Source organism: Virgibacillus subterraneus, assembly GCF_900110695.1.
Lineage (GTDB): Bacteria > Bacillota > Bacilli > Bacillales > Amphibacillaceae > Lentibacillus > Lentibacillus subterraneus.
Genome location: NZ_FOEH01000009.1, coordinates 17,558 through 34,946, shown reverse-complemented (window position 1 = coordinate 34,946; position 17,389 = coordinate 17,558). Strand labels below are relative to the sequence as shown.

Below are 17,389 nucleotides of genomic sequence, written 5' to 3'. Positions count from 1 at the left end.
ATTATTCGGTTTTAGAGGTGTGTTTATGAAAAGAAGTGATCGATTAGTCTCATTAACAAATTATTTTTTTGAAAATCCTAAGAAACATACGTCATTACCCTTTTTTTCTACTAAATATAATGCAGCCAAATCATCAATAAGTGAGGATTTGGTAATTGTTGACCGTGTGATGCGGGAGGAAGGAATAGGTCATTTGCAAACTCTTCCTGGTGCCTCAGGTGGTGTCAGGTATATTCCAAACCTTTCAAGGGAAAACAGCAAGCAATTTATACAGGATCTCTGTAATACGTTGGAGGACCCTGGGAGAATACTTCCTGGTGGCTACTTATATATGAGTGATATTTTAGGTGATCCAAACATGGTTAAGCAAATAGGGCGAGTTCTCGCTTCAGCCTTCTCAGACATGGAAATTAATGTTGTGGTAACAGTTGCAACGAAAGGAATTCCGCTTGCGTATGCAGTAGCATCTTTTCTGAATGTACCTGTTGTAATTGTCAGAAGGGATCCAAAAGTAACAGAAGGGTCTTCTGTAAGCATTAATTATGTTTCCGGATCATCCCGCAAGATTCAGACGATGGTGCTCCCTAAGCGAAGTTTACAGGATAATGCCAATGTTTGTATTATTGACGACTTTATGAAAGCCGGTGGCACAATTACAGGGATGACAAGCCTATTAGATGAATTTAATGCAAATGTAAAAGCTATTGGTGTTCTGGCAGAAGCGGATGATGAAGAAGATGAACGAGTAGTAGAAAATTATACTTCATTAGTTAAAATCACCAATGTAGATATTAAACAGAAAAATATTGAGGTTTTGCCTGGTAATCTGCATGCCTGAATCAAAAAAATCTTTCAATTTATGAAAGATTTTTTTTTGCAGTTTAAAAAGTATAAAAAATTTCCTACTGCATAAGTGCAACTAAGGCATTTTGCCTAAAGGATTGAACTCCAAAGTATAAGGGATTCTGAGAAAGCAACAATACGCTTTCATAAGAATTCCTTTAACGTATGCCAAGTTTTCTTAAGCTTTTTTAAGCTTTTTTAGTCTTTTTAAATTTTTTTTAAAAATAAGCAGGAATTCTCATTGTTTTGTTGAATTATTGATAATAAGTTCAAAAGGGAAAAGGTGGTGAAACATCATGGAAGTAACTGACGTAAGATTACGCCGCGTTAACACAGAGGGAAGAATGCGAGCAATTGCATCGATTACTTTGGATCAGGAGTTTGTTGTCCATGATATCCGTGTCATCGATGGGAATAATGGATTATTTGTAGCTATGCCATCCAAACGTACTCCTGACGGTGAATTCAGGGATATTGCGCATCCCATTAATTCCAATACTCGTGCAAAAATACAGGATGCGGTACTAGAAGAATACCGTCGTGCTGGTGAAGAAGAAGTGCGATATGAAGAAGCTGGCGCTTCCTAATAACATGATCAACGAGAGGTCTAATCTGCAACCAGGTTAGCCTTCTTTTTTTGTAATTAAATATGACGGAGTGTATTTCTAAGGCTCTTTTCGTAAATTTAACCCTTGCAGATGATATAAACTGCTTCACGGTGAAAAATTTCATTAATGTTGTTTTCTCTTATTCTAATGATAGTTGAGTTCTTTGAATCGTTCAGTCAGAATACTTCGTTCTCACCGCTTCGGTATCATTGCGACATCTGTCGCGTATTTTTCCATACCTAGAATAAAAAAGAACTGCGAGTTTCTTGGCAGTTAAGAAAGCATAAATCCTCTCTGAAGATTTAAATGTCTTATTTTAATCCATCACAATATACATTTGTTAACTTCCAGGATATAGTGTACGTAATCCAGCGTAGGAGATACACGGAGACTCCTGTGGGGCACCGGCTAAAAAAGGTCACGTCCTGTGACCAACGCCGGTACTAGAACGTCCTGTTGGTCGCAGCAACAGCTGAAGATCCCGCAGGAAGTGGTTTTTGCTTCCGAGGAAGCTGAAGCGTTGCCCTAAGGTGCGCGAAGTGTATTTCCGAAGCGGTGTCGTAGCACTCAAGTATTTTTTTACAGTGCTTTTTCCAAAAATTATTAATCTCCATCCGCTTGTATCTGTTGAAATCATCTCTTTTTTGAGATATATTCATAATGGATAATTAGAATGGAGGATTCTTCATGGTGAACCGTTATGCTATCATTCTTGCAGCTGGACAAGGCACAAGAATGAAGTCAAAACTATATAAAGTACTTCATCCTGTATTAGGCCGTCCAATGCTGCAGCATGTAATAGGACAATTAAATGCTGTACAGCTGGATGAAATGGTTACGATTGTGGGTCATGGTGCTGAAGAGGTGTCTGATCATATTGGAGACCAAAGCAAGTTTGTCATTCAGGAAGAACAATTAGGAACTGGACATGCAGTATTACAGGCAGAGGAATTATTAAAAGATAAAGAGGGAACAACTATTGTAGTGTGTGGAGATACTCCATTAATTACAAGCACAACATACCGGGCGCTCTTTGATCACCATGAACGAGAAGGTGCTAAGGCGACAATTTTAACAACAAAAGTTCTAAACCCTACAGGTTACGGTAGGGTTATTCGTAATGAAAATAATGAAGTAGAGCGGATTGTTGAACACAAAGATGCAGATGATCAGGAACTGTTAGTTGATGAAATCAATACGGGTACATACTGTTTTGATAACAAGGCACTATTTCAGGCTCTGCAAAAAGTTTCAAATGATAATGTGCAAGGTGAATATTATTTGCCGGATGTAATTGAAATTTTGCGAAGTCAGGACGAGAAGGTTAGTGCTTCAATCACACCAGATTTTGAAGAAACACTTGGTGTTAATGACCGTGTAGCATTAGCTAAGGCCGAAGCAACAATGAAGAAGCGTATCAATGAAAAACATATGCGAAATGGGGTTACAATTTTAGACCCTGATAACACATATATAAGTCCAGATGTTACAATTGAACAGGATGTCTTGATACATCCTGGATCGCTTATAAAGGGTAAATCGATTATAAGAACCGATGCTGAAATAGGTCCGCATAGTGAAATTATCGATTGTTCTGTTGGTGAAGCAAGTATTGTCAAACAAAGCGTTGCCAAAGATAGTAAAATAGGTAGTCGTGTACAAATTGGACCATATGCTCATATCCGACCAGAAGCATCAATCGGTGATGACGCAAAAATCGGGAACTTTGTTGAAGTGAAAAAGACAGTCATCGGAGATAAAAGTAAAGTTTCCCACTTAAGTTACATTGGTGACGCAGAAGTTGGAAGTAATGTAAATATCGGTTGTGGAACGATTACGGTTAACTATGATGGGAAAAATAAATATTTAACCACAATTGAAGATGATTCCTTTATTGGCTGCAATTCCAATCTTATTGCCCCAGTTACAGTAGGGAAAGGTTCTTATGTTGCTGCAGGATCAACGATTACGAAGGATGTGCCTGAAGATTCATTATCTGTTGCACGTGCAAGACAAACGAATAAAGAAGGCTATGCATCAAGGATAAAAAACAGAAATAAAAACTAACGGAGGGTTATCTCATGGCATCTAGCTACAAGGATCGGTCTTTGAAAGTCTTTTCACTGAATTCAAATCGTCAATTAGCTGAGGACATCGCTAGCCATATTGGTACAACATTAGGTGAGTGTACGGTTTCTGCTTTTAGCGATGGTGAAATTCAAATTAATATTGAGGAAAGTATTCGCGGGTGTGATGTGTATGTCGTTCAATCAACTTGTGCTCCAGTTAACACACACATTATGGAGCTATTAATTATGATTGATGCACTAAAACGAGCTTCAGCAAGATCAATTAATATTGTTATGCCATACTACGGTTATGCTAGACAAGACCGTAAAGCAAGGTCAAGAGAACCAATTGCTGCTAAGCTTGTAGCTGATTTGCTTGAGACAGCTGGCGCTAGTCGTGTAATTACACTTGATTTACATGCACCACAAATTCAGGGTTTCTTTAATGTTCCGATCGATCACTTGCAAGGTGTGCCAATTTTATCTAATTACTTTGAAACGAAAAGTTTTGAGGACTTAGTTATCGTCTCACCCGATCATGGTGGTGTAACACGTGCACGAAAAATGGCCGATCGCTTAAAAGCACCAATTGGTATAATCGATAAACGGCGTCCTCGTCCAAATGTTGCAGAAGTTATGAATATCGTTGGTAATATTGAAGGCAAGACAGCTATTCTTATAGATGATATTATCGATACTGCAGGTACAATTACATTGGCAGCAAATGCATTAATTGAAAATGGTGCTAAAGAAGTTTACGCCTGCTGTACACATCCTGTTTTATCAGGCCCAGCGATTGAGCGAATTGATAATTCGAAAATAAAGGAACTGATTATTACGAACTCAATTCCACTTCCTGAAGATAAACAAAGTGAAAAAATTACCGAATTGTCGGTTGCACCGTTAATTGGTGAAGCAATTATTCGTATACATGAATTGCAATCAGTAAGTATTCTATTCGATTAAACGTTTAAGATGATAAAAATACGGGAATAAAAAATGCGTAGAAATTTTGTCTATTACTAAAATTATGTTTTAATAGTAAGAGATGATTAGCAAACTTGGGCTTATCACTACCTAATGGTAAGCTTTAGTTGCTAGGAAAGATTTTTGCCATATAAACTTGGTCAAGTACCAAGTTTTTAAATAATGGAGGGTGATAAACATGGCAGTAAAACTAAAAGCAACAAAACGGGAAGATCATTCAAAATCTGCAACAAAACAAATCCGTGAAAGTGGAGATGTTCCATCTGTTGTATACGGGAAAGATAAGGAAGCTAAAGCGATTGCTGTAAATAGCATTGACTTAGTAAAAACTGTTCGTGACGAAGGCAGAAACGCAATAATTTCACTTGAAATTGAGGGTGATAAAGCCGAAGATGTAATGCTGCACGAATATCAAATGGATTCAATTAAAGATGAATTAATTCATGCTGATTTCTATATCGTGAATATGGCTGAAGAAATGGACGTAGAAGTACCATTAAATCTCGAGGGCGAGGCATATGGCGCTAAAGAAGGCGGTGTCCTGCAGCAGCCATTGTTTGAATTACAGGTAAGAGCGAAACCAGCAGATATTCCAGAGCAAATCTCTGTTGATGTTTCAGAACTTGGAATCGGTGATACGATTGCAATTGCCGATTTACCAAAAGCAAGTAAATATGAATTTCTAGAAGATGCAGATACCACTGTTGCAACGGTAGTACCACCAGATACACTGGATGAAACTGAAGAGGAAGCAGATGAAAATGCTGAACCTGAACTAGTTGGTGCGAAGGACGATGAAGAAGAGTAAATAATTTTGACTATAAGCATATGAACCCTCCTATTCTGTATAGGAGGGTTTTGCTTTATTTTCTGACATAAAGACAGTACAATATAAAAAGTTAGATAAACTAGTCCATAAAGGAAGTAGCAAAATGAAATGTATCGTTGGGTTAGGAAATCCAGGAAGAAAATTTAAAAAAACACGCCATAATATTGGATTTATGGTAATTGATGAATTAGTGGATCGCCACAATTGGAAACTAAAGAAGGACAAGTTCAATGGAAAATCAACGGTTGAGTTTCTTGGAAATGAAAAAGTTATTCTCCTGCAGCCACAAACATATATGAACCTCTCGGGTGGATCTATTCGTCCGTTAATTGACTTTTATAATATTGCTGTTGATGATGTTCTTGTGATTTATGATGACCTCGACCTTCCAACAGGTAAAATCCGGTTACGTCAAAAAGGCAGTCACGGCGGTCATAATGGAATTCGTTCCACTATTGAACATTTAGGTACCAAAGAATTTAAACGGCTTAGAATTGGTATTGGACGTCCTTCAGGTCAAATGCAAGTAGTTGATTATGTACTTGGATCATTTCCAAAAGAAAAACATGAAGCGGTTGATTCCGGTATTCAAAAAGCAGCAGACGCATGTGAAGCATGGTTAGAAAAGTCGTTTTCTGAAGTAATGAATGAATTTAATAATTAAAACCACATATAGTATAAAAAGATGCTTTTCGGATAAACTTTATTGTACCCCATGTTTATTCGAGGAGGTTTTTTGTATGTCTATTGTCTATAAATGCAGACATTGTGGACATGAAATTGGTAAATTAAATCAGCAAGTAATAGATACGTCGATGCTGGGATGGAATAAATTATCAACTGAGGATAAACAAGAAATGATTCACTATCAGAATAATGGTGATGTTCATATTCAAACCATTTGTGAAAACTGTGAAGAATCGCTTGGCAGCCATCCACAGTATCATGAGTTAGACTATTTCATACAATAACATACGCAAGATAGCTTTGGTTATTTCATAAACGTTAGTGATCGCTTAGCAATGTAAGTACAGGAAAGAAATACTACTAGTTGCTATGCGATACAACTCAACGCTAGCCAAGGCATTTTTGCACTTAAGCAGGTGGGGAAAAATGAAAGGGATTAATGATTATCTACGTTCAAAAGAAGATGTTGAATCAATAATTAACGGAATTTCTGGAGGGATGAAAGAACAGCTTGTTGCGGGGTTGTCAGGTTCTGCAAGAAGTTTACTTGTATCTATTATTAATGAATCATTACATAAACCAGTCTTACTTATCACACATCAACTTGTACAAGCGCAGCAGTTGTATGATGATTTGGCAGAGTTTATGGGTGATGAACAAATACATTTGTATCCTGTCAATGAATTGATTGCATCAGAGATTGCTGTTGCCAGTCCTGAATTAAGAAGCCAGCGAATAGATGCGTTGACTGAGTGGTCACAGAAAAAATCAGGTATTTTAATTGCTCCGGTAGCTGCCTTAAAACGTATTTTGCCGCCAGCAAGTTATTGGCGTGATTATCAGTTACGTTTTACCTTTGGCGAGGATATTGATGTTGAAAAATACCTATCATCTTTGGTAGATATGGGATATGAACGGACAACTATGGTCACAGCACCTGGAGAATTCAGTCGCCGAGGCGGTATTATAGATATATATCCTGTAACGGAATTGAACCCAGTCCGTATTGAGTTATTTGACGACGAAATAGACTCCATACGTTTTTTTGATGTGGACTCACAGCGGTCCTTGGAAAAAAAGAAGGAAATAACAATTGGCCCCGCTACTGAGCTTCTGTTAAGTGAACAAGATATGGTAACGGGAGCACAACGTGTAGAAAGGGCGCTATCGGAATCGCTGAAGAAATTAAAAAAACCGGAAGCGAAAGAAACCCTGATTGAAGTAATGGAACACGATATTGAACGATTAAAGAATCTTGAACGATTCCAGGAAATGTATAAATATATTGGCTTTCTGTATAATAATCCTGCTAGTTTGTTAGATTATTTACCTGCAGACGGTATGGTAATTATGGATGAAATGAGCAGAATCCAAGAAACAGCAACACATTTGGATTCAGAGGAAGCAGAATGGTACAGCAACCTATTAGAGACGAACAAAATGGTGCGAGGTAGTAGGTTTTCCTTTGACTGGCATACGGTATGGGAAAACATGACGCAACAGCGTCTTTATATGTCGGTTTTTTTACGGCATATACCGAATACACAACCGCAAAATATTATAAATTTGTCCTCTCGAGCTATGCAGGAGTTTCATGGGCAAATGAATTTGTTTCAGAATGAATTAAAACGTTGGGAAAAAGGTGATTTTTCTGTTGTCGTTTTGGCGCCAAACGAAAAAAGGGCTGAAAAAATTCATTCCATTTTTTTAGACTATGATATTGATTCAGTTGTTTCAAGTAAGCTGGAGCTTCCTGTTACTAAACCAACGATAGCTGTTGGTAATATCAGCAGTGGTATTGAAATGCCGATGCACAAATTGGTGTTAATTACGGAAAATGAATTATTTAAAAAGAAAATGAAACGTACACGTAAGAAGCAAAAGATCTCTAATGCTGAACGTATTAAGGACTATCAGGAGTTGAAAGTTGGAGACTATGTTGTTCATGCTAACCATGGAATTGGAAAGTATTTAGGTATCGAAACACTTGAGGTTAGTGACATGCATAAGGATTATATGCTGATTAAATACTCTGGTGATGATAAACTCTTCGTTCCGATTGATCAGATAGATTTAGTACAGAAATTCGTTGGCTCAGAAGGTAAGGAACCGAGATTATATAAACTAGGTGGAAGTGAATGGACGAAAGTAAAACGTAAAGTACAATCGTCCGTGGAAGATATCGCTGATGACCTAATTAAGCTATATGCTGAACGTGAAGCACGAAAGGGTTATTCATTCAGTGAAGATACAGAAATGCAACGAGAATTTGAAGCTTCCTTTGCATACCAGGAAACCGAAGATCAGATAAGGTGTATTGAAGAAATCAAGCATGATATGGAAAGAGAACGTCCAATGGATCGGCTGCTTTGTGGTGATGTTGGTTATGGGAAAACGGAAGTAGCCATTCGTGCAGCCTTCAAAGCGGTGGCGGATGGAAAACAAGTGGCTATCTTAGTTCCAACGACAATATTGGCGCAGCAACATTTTGAAACCATTAGTGAGCGGTTCTTAGATCATGCGGTAAATATCGGTATATTAAGTAGATTTCGAACGAAAAAACAACAGAAGGAAACAATGGACGGGCTTCGAAAAGGGTTAGTCGACATTGTAATCGGAACACACCGATTACTATCAAAAGATGTACAATTTCGTGAGTTAGGACTGCTCGTTGTTGATGAAGAACAGCGCTTTGGTGTAAAACATAAAGAAAAAATTAAAGAACTTAAAACAAATGTTGATGTACTTACATTAACAGCAACACCGATTCCAAGAACACTTCACATGTCGATGCTTGGAGTCCGTGATTTATCTGTAATTGAAACACCACCGGAAAATCGTTTTCCGATCCAGACGTATGTAATGGAATATAATCCAATTTTCATTCGAGAGGCAATTGAACGGGAAATGTCACGAGGCGGACAAGTATTTTTCCTCTATAATCGTGTCGAAAATATTGATAGTGTAGCGCGTGACCTTGGTATGCTTGTTGATGATGCAAGAATAGCTGTTGCTCATGGCCAAATGAATGAGACAGAGTTGGAAAATGTTATATTTGCTTTTTTGGAAGGCGAGTATGATGTACTTGTTAGTACTACAATTATTGAGACAGGTGTTGATATTCCAAATGTTAATACATTAATTGTTAATGATGCTGATCGAATGGGCTTGAGCCAATTGTATCAGCTTAGAGGACGTGTAGGCAGGTCAAACCGAGTAGCATATGCATATTTCACCTACCAGAAGGATAAGGTACTTACTGAAATTGCTGAAAAACGTTTGCAAGCGATTAAAGAGTTTACGGAGCTTGGTTCTGGATTTAAAATCGCCATGCGTGATTTGTCAATACGTGGTGCTGGGAACTTATTAGGGTCACAACAACACGGCTTTATTGATTCGGTAGGATTTGATATGTATTCCCAAATGCTGAAAGATGCAATTGACGCACGTAAGTATGGAAAAGAACTCGATGATATTAAGGCATTTGAACCAGAATTAACACTTAATCTTGACGCTTATATTCCTGATACCTATATCAAGGATGAAAAACAAAAAATTGAAATGTATAAACAATTTCAAACAATCGATTCATCGGATGACATTGAAGATTTACGAGATGAATTAATCGATCGATTTGGTGATTATCCAGAAGAAGTGGAGCATTTATTCGTAGTATCATCGTTAAAAAGGTTAGCGAAGCAACAACGAGTCGAAACGATAAGTGAAAAGAATAAAAAAATTGAATTGCTTGTAGATGATGACCGCAGTCAGCAGATTGATGGATCGAAATTATTCGAGCTTGCCAATAGTTTCGGTCGCGACGTCCAGCTTGGGACGGAAGGAAGTAAATTAAAGGTGATATTCAAATGGACACGTGATACACATCACCAACGTTATGAATTAGTCGAAAACTTTATCACACAATTATCTGAGGTCAATAGGGAAGATTAGAAAATCCCACTGTATGATGTATAGTTCTTAGAAGTTGATTTATACTATAGGCACAACTGGTGTTTTTTTCACATTGAGGTAAACATTGAAATTACATACACCAGAGACAATCATCATAGGAAAGTGAGGCTTCATAATGAAGGCAACAGGAATTGTACGTCGAATTGATGATTTAGGCAGAGTAGTTATCCCAAAAGAAATCAGACGAACATTGCGTATTCGTGAAGGAGATCCATTAGAAATATTTGTTGATCGTGAAGGTGAAGTAATTTTAAAGAAATATTCACCTATTAATGAACTGGGGAGTTTTGCAAAGGAATACGCAGAAGCATTATTTGACTCATTGCACTATCCTGTTTTAATTTGTGATCGCGATGAAGTTATAGCTGTAGCTGGTGAATCAAAAAAAGATTACTTAAATAAAAGTATAGGGAAACAACTCGAAAAGACGATGGAAGATCGGTTACTCGTATTTGAAACAGAACAAGCTACACTAGAAATCACCCAAGGAAAAGATGAAGAAATTGATTCGTATTGCATTAGCCCTATTATAGCAAATGGTGACCCGATTGGCTGTGTCATGATGTTTTCAAGAGATGGCAAAAAGCTTAGTAATGTCGAACAAAAAAGTACTGAAACGGCTTCAAGCTTTTTGGCCAAGCAAATGGAATAGTTGTAGGTAAGAACAAAGGCCAGTTAGCAAAATTACTGGTTTTTGTTCTTTTTTTACGGCTGTTTTTTGTTGTAATTGTATAAACTGCATCACAGTAGAAATTTTCCCTTGTGCTAATTTCCATTGTTCTAATTATGGTTGAGTGCTCAACAGTCACTCATCAAGCTTATGAGAACGCGAATGCTTTTCAAAAAGCGGGAACCGTGTCTTCATCAGGGTTATGAGAACCGGAATGCTGTTCAAATAGCGTATAATGGTCACTCTCAGGGATGAGATTCACTACTTGGAAATACAACAATGTATTTGAAGCTAATAGGTCCCCTCCACCTACTATCGTTTGTGAATGAACAAAAAGTGGCATTGTTAGATAAAAAATATTTTTTGCAGGTGCCACTTTTCACACGCGAGGCTCGATTGTACTAGTAAGAATGGTAGGATAGCTGGTATGCTATAATAGTTTAAAAATGGTTAGAAAACTTGGCTTATCGCCTAGTCTTTATATAGATAAGCCTTAGTTGTACTTATGCAGTAAGAAAGTATTTATACTTTCTTAACTGCCATAGAAAGGCGTTTTTCATGGACGGGAATGAGACCAACAAATTAGTAAAAGGTGCATTGCTTCTTACATTGGCAGGATTAATAAGTAAGGTACTGAGTGCCGGCTATCGGATTCCACTGCAGAATCTGACAGGGGATATGGGTTTTTATATCTATCAACAAGTTTATCCGTTCCTTGGTATTGCTTTTATTTTGTCATTATACGGATTTCCTTCAGCTATATCGAAAATTACTGTGGATTTAAAAGCACAGGGGATGGGGCCGTCGTTTGCCCGTTTTTATGTACCCATATTTTTGCTTTTATTTTCCATTAGCAGTGGTATTTTTTTATTCCTATTTTTTAATGCACAGGAAATTGCTGTGTGGGTGGGCGATGCAAATTTAAAAGATACATATGAATTAGCTGCTTTTGCCTTCTTGCTCATTCCTTTTTCAGCTCTGTTACGAGGTGTGTTTCAAGGAATGAAGCAAATGAAGCCCACAGCATATTCGCAGGTTGGCGAACAATTCATTCGTGTATTTCTAATTATTTTAGCAGCGGTATTCATTTTTATTAAATCAGGTGATATATATAGCATTGGACAAGCTGCAGCAATTGCTTCATTGTTTGGAGCATTAGCTGCAATTTTCATACTTGGTTTCTTTTTTATAAGAATGAAGCCTACAGTGAATCAGCATTTTGATATTCCATGGAATTACTATATCAGTACATTATTAATCTTTGGCATGATAGCTGCGTTAAACCACATGCTATTAATTATTATTCAATTTGCCGATACGTTTACGCTTGTTCCTGGTCTTATGGAGCATGGATTGTCAGATGTTGATGCAATGGAGGCAAAAGGAGTGTTTGATCGAGGCCAGCCTTTGATACAGCTTGGAACTGTTTTAGGATCTTCATTTGCTCTAGCATTGATACCAACGATTTCCAGGCGTAAGCTTGATAGTGATCCCAAAGCATTTCACGCATATATTGAAAGTGCACTAGTCGTAAGTTTTTACTTAGCTATTGGTGCGACAATTGGGTTAATTATTATTTTTCCAGAAGCGAATACACTGTTATTTCAGAACGGAAAGGGTACGGCAAGTTTACAGATTCTAGTCATTTCTATTTTTTTAAGTTCAATCGCAATTACTGCTGCATCTATTCTTCAAGGATTAGGGTATATTAAAAGGACAGCGGGATTTATACTTGTTGCCTTTTTCATAAAATGGATTACCAATCAGGCTCTTGTGCCATTGTTTGGAATAATGGGCAGTGCCATTGCTACGGTGTTCAGTCTGACAATACTTGCTGTACTTATGCTGTTGGCATTGAAAAGAAAGCTGCCAAATCTGAAGGTAGAAAAGCATATCAATTGGCGTGCATTTACCATAGCTGCAACAGGAATGATTATCTATATATTTTTAATAGATAATCTCTTGCCTGGCAGTTCATCACGTTTTGGTTTACTGCTATATGTATTATTTGTCGTAATAACTGGAGCGCTTCTCTACATTATTTTGTTATTAAGGTTTAGGGCGTTTACTAACCAAGAAATATCGATGCTCCCATTAGTACCGATATTGACCAGAATCCATAGAGGGAGGGAAACTTAGTGGGAAATACAATTGAAATTATCGGCCTTGGGTCAGGAGACCTTGACCAGATGCCGCTTGGAATTTATAAAAAATTATCGAATACAAGCAATTCTATTTTTGCGCGAACTATCAATCACCCGGTGATAAATACCTTGCAGGATGAGGGGGTAAAATTTACATCGTTTGATGAAATCTATCAAACAACGGAACAATTCGATGAAGTATATCGTCGTATTGTGGATTCATTAATTGAAGAGTCCCACCAATCACCCGTTATCTACGCAGTGCCCGGCCATCCTATGCTTGCTGAAAAAACTGTTCAACTGTTGCTGGATCAGGATGAAGTATTGGTGGAAGTCATTGGTGGACAAAGCTATCTGGATGATTTGTTTACATCATTACGAATTGATCCAATCGAAGGATTTCAGTTTATTGATGGAACAGGGTTTAACCGCAGCCAGTTAAATTACCGGCAGCATATCATTTTTTGTCAGGTCTATGATCAGTTTATCGCGTCAAATGTAAAATTGGAGTTGCTTGAGGATTTGCCTGCAAGCTATCAAGTAACGATAGTTGAAGCGGCTGGCAGTAACCAGGAAAAAATTACGAAAGTCCCTTTAGAGGAACTTGATTATTCATTGAAAGTTAATAATTTAACTTCCGTTTATATCCCTCCAGCCCCTGCATATATGCTTAACCATACGTTTTCAAGATTGCGGGAAGTAATTGCTGTATTGCGTGGACCTAATGGATGCCCATGGGATAAAAAACAAACACATGAAACACTACGTGAGTATGCAATCGAGGAAGTATACGAAGTAATAGAAGCAATTGATAATCAGGATGATGAAGGCATTGTGGAAGAGTTAGGTGATCTTCTATTGCAAGTATTGCTTCATAGTCAAATTGGCGAGGATGACGGATATTTTACAGTTGATGACGTTATTCGTTCGATTACGGATAAAATGATTCATCGCCATCCACATATTTTTGCTGACAAAACAGTCGAATCTATTGAGGATGTATACAAGACATGGGATGCAATAAAGCAGGAAGAAAAAGGAGACTATCGTAAATCGGTGCTGGATGGTATTCCCGCTGGTTTACCAGCATTAGCAAGAGCATTCAAACTTCAGAAAAAAGCAGCTAAAACAGGGTTTGATTGGGTTGATATAAAGGATATATGGAAGAAGCTACAGGAAGAGCTGGATGAGGTTGATGAAGCCATTGTAAGCCAAGACAAATCAGAAATAGAAAAAGAACTAGGCGATGTTCTATTTGTACTTGCAAACATATCAAGGTATTATAAAGTAAATCCGGAAATTGCTTTAAATCTAACGAACCAGAAGTTTCATTCACGATTCTCCTACATTGAGGAACAATTGGAGAGCCAGGGGAAAGACCTTTATGAAACAACCTTGGAAGAAATGGACTACTACTGGAACCAAGCAAAAAGAAGAGAGTGATAGAATTGCGTTTAGACAAATTTTTAAAGGTTACAAGACTAATTAAACGCCGTACAATGGCAAAAGAAGTAGCTGATCAAGGCCGGATTACCATTAACGGTAACAAGGCTAAGGCATCATCAATTGTATCTGTTGGCGATGAACTGGTCATTAAGTTCGGGCAAAAGTTGGTAACACTCGAAGTGAATGCCTTAAAAGAGGCTGTGAAAAAAGACGAAGCAGAAATGCTCTATAAAGTAATTAAGGAAGAGAAAGTTAATTAGAATAGTTCTACACTTGTCCTTCTAATCATACAGTAATAATGATAAGGAGGGCGATATGTATGAATTACTATGAAAAAGATAGTGTTACACGTGTCCAGCAGGAACATGTTGTGAAAGTTAATAATCGAAAAGAATTGGAAATAACCGGTGTTAAAGAAGTTGATAGTTTTGATAATGAAGAGTTTTTATTAGAAACTGTTTTGGGGTACTTGATTGTTCGAGGACAGAATTTACAATTGAAAAATCTGGACGTTGGGGAAGGTTTAGTCTCAATCAAAGGTAAAATATATGAGCTTTCCTATGTGGATGAACATCAGCAGGAGAAAGCTAAAGGATTCTTTAGCAAGCTATTCAAATGACACTTAGCGTTCAATTCCTGACCATGCTTTCTATGGTTTTAGGTGGCTTCTATTTGGGTATAATAAACGATACCTATCGCAGGTTTTCAATCCACTGGAAGCAAAATAAAATTCTTTCTTATTTCATGGAAATTAGTTTCTGGCTAACTCAGACTATGTTATTATACTACCTGTTATTCCGAGTAAATAGTGGAGAGCTACGCTTTTATGTGTTTATTGCCTGTTTACTCGGCTTTTCTGTCTACCAGGTGACAACTGCAGGTGCGTATAAGCAACTGCTGGAACATATAATTCGAATTGGGTTGAAGATTTATCAATTTATTGAAAAATTGGTACAAGTACTCTTTATTACGCCAATAAAGTTTATTGTTCACTTGCTGATAGTATCTCTTTTGTTCATCGGAAATGTGCTATTCACCATCATTCGATATACGTTTAAGTTGATTTATATTCCATTATCTTGGGTATTTCAGACTCTTTTCCGTTTGCTGCCAAAAAATATCCAAAATAATTTACACAAAATTGCAGGGTTTTATAGTACAATAGAGAATATATTTAAGAAATGGATGAAAAATATTTTGTTTAAGAGGAGGTAGTTGCCTATGCCTACAAAAAAGAAAACAGTAACAAGATTGGATTCGAATTACGTTGAACAGTACGATGCATACATAGAAAGACAAAAGAGAAAAAAACAGCGTCTTATTCGCCGTCTAGTATTATTTTCTGTTGTCGTATTAGTTGTGATTGGAAGCATGGCAACATACCACTTTAAACAAGTTTCGCTTCAGGAAAAAAAAGAAGAACAATATAATCAAATGGAAGAGAAATTAGCTACTATGGAAAATGAGGAAGAAAACCTTCGTGAAGAAATTAAGTTGCTGAATAATGAAGAGTATATACTAGAGATTGCTCGAACGAACTATTTCCTATCAAAAGAAGGGGAATTAATATTTAAAATTCCTGATGAGGAGCCATCTTATTGACACACTTTTACAAGCTTAGCTATAATATATAAGAACTATATTTTTTAAACTTTTAAGGAGGAGCATTTTTTTTATGTCAATCGAAGTAGGCAGCAAGCTGCAGGGAAAGGTAACTGGTATTACTAATTTTGGGGCTTTTGTTGAACTTGGTGAAGGTAAAACTGGCCTAGTCCATATTAGTGAGGTTGCCGACAACTATGTTAAAGACATTAATGAACATTTAACTGTTGGTGATGAGGTAACAGTGAAGGTTATTAATGTTGAAAAGGATGGTAAAATTGGCTTATCCATTAAGAAAGCAAAGGATAAACCAGTGCGCCCAAAAAATAATCGTGATCGCGGTGAAAACTTTGAATCTAAAATGAATAAATTTCTTAAGGATTCAGAAGACCGTTTAGCCTCTTTGAAAAAGCACACAGAATCCAAACGTGGAGGTCGAGGTGCTAAAAGAGGATAGCAACTGCTGTCTATGATAATGCTCTATGATATAAATGAACTGAACAGGAATCGCTTTTAGAAGCGGTTCCTGTTTTTTTGCAGTTAAGAAAGCATAAATCCTTACAACGGTACGTATTTGATATAACTTCGAACTAACTGTTGGAATAATCTCTATAAACTCTCGCCCGCCGTCCGGGGTCGCTACGGGCGGATGCGCACCTTAGGGCACGGCCTTAGCCTCCGTTGCGAAAACCACTCTGCGGGGTCTTCGGACACGTGCTATTCCCGCAGGAGTCACCGCCCTCCGCTCACCCGGACTAGTGTAGTGCTGTTACACATTTATACTATAGCGATTCATACTCGAGTCAACAGCGGAGGAAATACACGTAGACTCCTGTGGGAGCTGAGGCCTAGATGAGACTACGCAGCGACGTAGGAGCAAGGAGGCTCATCAGCCGCCCTAGGTGCGCGAAGTGTATTTCCGGAGCGGTATAATAGCACTCAAACTTTTTAAAAAGTACTTCGCAGTTTATATTTTTATGTGTACAAACTTTTATCAATGTTGTCAAGGCAACAATTAAAAATGGTCTGGGATTATCAAGATAGCTGTTTGAGCTTATTCTATAGATGTGAAAGAAATTCAACTCAAGTAGTGTATCTTCAGCCTTTCTTATTCCTTCAAGGTTTTTGCGTTCAATTTATGTTGCGAAATTTGAAAGAGTTAATATAAGCTTCATTGCCTGAAAATTCAACAATAATTTACGAAACGAGCCTAACAAATAAAGACCTGCAGTTAAGTGTTTTTAACACTTCTGCAGGTCTTTATTATTAAGGATAGCGGCGGAGGGGATCGAACCCACGACCTCACGGGTATGAACCGTACGCTCTCGCCAGCTGAGCTACGCCGCCAAAATGAATCACAAGTGATATAATACAACAGGGTTATATATGTGTCAATGAGTAATTTTGGAAAAAGGGAGGAGTTTGTCGTTTTTTATTAAGAATTATTAAGTAAATACGTGATAAGGTGATTTTATTGAGAAACGACACGAGATACTGTTAAACCAACTGGAAACATATAGACAAAGGATCTT

16 protein-coding genes and 1 tRNA gene are annotated in these 17,389 nt (G+C 37.5%); 16 read left to right on the top strand and 1 reads right to left on the bottom strand.

The annotated features are described in order from the left end of the window. Positions 1-25 precede the first annotated feature (25 nt). The 16 genes from purR to BMY13_RS17920 all read left to right on the top strand — a co-directional run bounded on the left by purR (position 26) and on the right by BMY13_RS17920 (position 16,314). Positions 26-838: a pur operon repressor gene (gene purR, locus BMY13_RS17995; RefSeq protein ID WP_092490951.1), complete on the top strand. Its 813-nt coding sequence runs from the start codon at positions 26-28 to the stop codon at positions 836-838. Positions 839-1,139: 301 nt separating this feature from the next. Then, positions 1,140-1,430 carry a septation regulator SpoVG gene (gene spoVG / locus BMY13_RS17990; protein ID WP_092506310.1) on the top strand — a complete coding sequence of 97 codons (291 nt, stop codon included), beginning with the start codon at positions 1,140-1,142 and terminating at the stop codon, positions 1,428-1,430. Between the two features lie 708 nt (positions 1,431-2,138). Then, entirely contained in the window at positions 2,139-3,518 is a 1,380-nt protein-coding gene (gene glmU / locus BMY13_RS17985) for a bifunctional UDP-N-acetylglucosamine diphosphorylase/glucosamine-1-phosphate N-acetyltransferase GlmU (protein WP_092506308.1), read from the top strand. A gap of 14 nt (positions 3,519-3,532) precedes the next feature. Then, positions 3,533-4,486 (top strand): ribose-phosphate diphosphokinase, encoded by a 954-nt coding sequence (locus tag BMY13_RS17980; RefSeq protein WP_092490948.1) that lies wholly within the window; start codon positions 3,533-3,535, stop codon positions 4,484-4,486. 199 nt (positions 4,487-4,685) lie between these two features. Then, entirely contained in the window at positions 4,686-5,315 is a 630-nt protein-coding gene (locus BMY13_RS17975; RefSeq protein ID WP_092506306.1) for a 50S ribosomal protein L25/general stress protein Ctc, read from the top strand. A gap of 124 nt (positions 5,316-5,439) precedes the next feature. Beyond that, complete coding sequence (gene pth / locus BMY13_RS17970; protein WP_092490946.1) at positions 5,440-6,000, top strand: aminoacyl-tRNA hydrolase; 561 nt, start codon at positions 5,440-5,442, stop codon at positions 5,998-6,000. A 76-nt stretch (positions 6,001-6,076) separates the two neighbouring features. Beyond that, positions 6,077-6,307, top strand: a complete 231-nt coding sequence (gene fin, locus BMY13_RS17965) for an anti-sigma-F factor Fin (protein WP_092490945.1) — start codon at positions 6,077-6,079, stop codon at positions 6,305-6,307. A gap of 142 nt (positions 6,308-6,449) precedes the next feature. Further along, on the top strand, positions 6,450-9,974 hold the full coding sequence (gene mfd / locus BMY13_RS17960) for a transcription-repair coupling factor (RefSeq protein ID WP_092506304.1): 3,525 nt from the start codon (positions 6,450-6,452) through the stop codon (positions 9,972-9,974). A 136-nt stretch (positions 9,975-10,110) separates the two neighbouring features. Next, positions 10,111-10,647 (top strand): stage V sporulation protein T, encoded by a 537-nt coding sequence (spoVT, locus tag BMY13_RS17955; RefSeq protein ID WP_092490943.1) that lies wholly within the window; start codon positions 10,111-10,113, stop codon positions 10,645-10,647. Positions 10,648-11,223: 576 nt separating this feature from the next. Beyond that, positions 11,224-12,804, top strand: coding sequence for a putative polysaccharide biosynthesis protein (locus BMY13_RS17950; RefSeq protein WP_092506302.1), 1,581 nt, complete (start codon positions 11,224-11,226; stop codon positions 12,802-12,804). Beyond that, complete coding sequence (gene yabN / locus BMY13_RS17945; protein WP_092506300.1) at positions 12,804-14,252, top strand: bifunctional methyltransferase/pyrophosphohydrolase YabN; 1,449 nt, start codon at positions 12,804-12,806, stop codon at positions 14,250-14,252. Before BMY13_RS17950 ends, yabN begins: the two co-directional genes overlap by 1 nt. Positions 14,253-14,257: 5 nt before the next feature. Next, positions 14,258-14,515, top strand: coding sequence for an RNA-binding S4 domain-containing protein (locus BMY13_RS17940; RefSeq protein WP_092490940.1), 258 nt, complete (start codon positions 14,258-14,260; stop codon positions 14,513-14,515). 59 nt (positions 14,516-14,574) lie between these two features. Beyond that, entirely contained in the window at positions 14,575-14,874 is a 300-nt protein-coding gene (gene yabP / locus BMY13_RS17935; RefSeq protein ID WP_092490939.1) for a sporulation protein YabP, read from the top strand. Next, on the top strand, positions 14,871-15,470 hold the full coding sequence (gene yabQ / locus BMY13_RS17930) for a spore cortex biosynthesis protein YabQ (protein ID WP_092490938.1): 600 nt from the start codon (positions 14,871-14,873) through the stop codon (positions 15,468-15,470). The genes yabP and yabQ overlap by 4 nt, the downstream gene beginning before the upstream one ends. A 6-nt stretch (positions 15,471-15,476) precedes the next feature. Beyond that, a complete protein-coding gene (locus BMY13_RS17925) occupies positions 15,477-15,857 on the top strand; it encodes an FtsB family cell division protein (RefSeq protein ID WP_092490937.1) in 381 nt (126 codons plus the stop codon). Positions 15,858-15,930: 73 nt separating this feature from the next. After that, positions 15,931-16,314: a S1 domain-containing RNA-binding protein gene (locus BMY13_RS17920; RefSeq protein WP_092490936.1), complete on the top strand. Its 384-nt coding sequence runs from the start codon at positions 15,931-15,933 to the stop codon at positions 16,312-16,314. Positions 16,315-17,130: 816 nt separating this feature from the next. Here BMY13_RS17920 and BMY13_RS17915 read toward each other — a convergent pair. Continuing rightward, a tRNA-Met gene (locus tag BMY13_RS17915) sits at positions 17,131-17,204 on the bottom strand. Positions 17,205-17,389 lie beyond the last annotated feature (185 nt).